The organism is Campylobacter sp. JH23 (assembly GCF_017846595.1).
Lineage (GTDB): Bacteria > Campylobacterota > Campylobacteria > Campylobacterales > Campylobacteraceae > Campylobacter_D > Campylobacter_D coli.
Genome location: NZ_JAEQBP010000012.1, coordinates 1 through 1,635 on the forward strand (window position 1 = coordinate 1; position 1,635 = coordinate 1,635).

Annotated in this window: 1 protein-coding gene; it reads left to right on the plus strand. The window is 37.9% G+C overall.

The window, feature by feature from the left end; translation table 11 throughout:
- Positions 1-287: 287 nt before the first annotated feature.
- Positions 288-1,635 (plus strand): GTP-binding protein (locus KAR88_RS08695; RefSeq protein WP_192802450.1); only part of this gene is annotated, 1,348 nt, incomplete at its 3' end.

Genomic DNA, 1,635 nt, shown 5'->3' on the forward strand with positions numbered 1-1,635 from the left:
ATATAATTAGATTCAGTATTATACAAGGAGTTAATAAATATGCGGCAAGGTATTCTTAAATAAACTGTCAATTTGATAGTGGGAACAAAAAGTAGCAGTCCCGTTTCACTTTTAATATGGGGCTTAGTTTTTTGTACCCAGTTTAAGAATACTTTTATCATGTAATTTTATATGCCCGAAAACATATAAGTGTTTTGGGGCTATTGGAGTTATTTACCCAGTGATAGGAGTATTTATCACTGGGTATTTTTATGCCCTTTTTTGGGTGTTGATAGGAGGAAAATTACATGAAAATAATTAACTTAGGCATTCTGGCTCACGTTGACGCAGGAAAGACAACATTAACGGAAAGTTTATTGTATACCAGTGGTGCAATTGCAGAACTAGGGAGCGTAGATGAAGGCACAACAAGGACAGATACAATGAATTTGGAGCGTCAAAGGGGAATCACTATCCAGACAGCAGTGACATCTTTTCAGTGGGAGGATGTAAAAGTCAACATTATAGATACGCCAGGCCATATGGATTTTTTGGCGGAAGTATACCGTTCTTTATCCGTATTAGACGGAGCAGTATTATTAGTTTCTGCAAAGGATGGCATACAGGCACAGACCCGTATACTGTTTCATGCACTACAGATAATGAAGATTCCGACAATTTTTTTCATCAATAAAATTGACCAAGAGGGGATTGATTTGCCAATGGTATATCGGGAAATGAAAGCAAAGCTTTCTTCGGAAATTATAGTGAAGCAAAAGGTTGGGCAGCATCCCCATATAAATGTAACGGACAATGACGATATGGAACAGTGGGATGCGGTAATTATGGGAAACGATGAACTATTAGAGAAATATATGTCAGGGAAACCGTTTAAAATGTCAGAACTGGAACAGGAAGAAAACAGGAGATTCCAAAACGGAACGTTATTTCCCGTTTATCACGGAAGCGCTAAAAACAATCTGGGGATTCGGCAGCTTATAGAAGTAATTGCCAGTAAATTTTATTCATCAACGCCTGAAGGTCAATCTGAACTATGCGGGCAGGTTTTTAAGATTGAATATTCGGAAGAAAGACAACGTCTTGCATATGTACGCCTTTATGGCGGAATCCTGCATTTGCGGGATTCGGTTAGAATATCGGAAAAGGAAAAAATAAAAATTACAGAAATGTATACTTCAATAAATGGTGAATTATGTAAAATTGATAAGGCTTATTCCGGGGAAATTGTTATTTTGCAAAATGAGTTTTTGAAGCTAAATAGTGTTCTTGGAGATACAAAGCTATTGCCACAGAGAGAGAGAATTGAAAATCCTCTCCCTATGCTCCAAACAACTGTTGAACCGAGCAAACCTCAACAAAGGGAAATGTTACTTGATGCACTTTTAGAAATCTCCGACAGTGACCCGCTTCTACAATATTATGTGGATACTACAACGCATGAGATTATACTTTCTTTTTTGGGGAATGTGCAGATGGAAGTCATTTGTGCCATCCTTGAGGAAAAATATCATGTGGAGGCAGAAATAAAAGAGCCTACTGTTATATATATGGAAAGACCGCTTAGAAAAGCAGAATATACCATCCACATAGAAGTCCCGCCAAATCCTTTCTGGGCTTCTGTCGGGTTGTCCATAG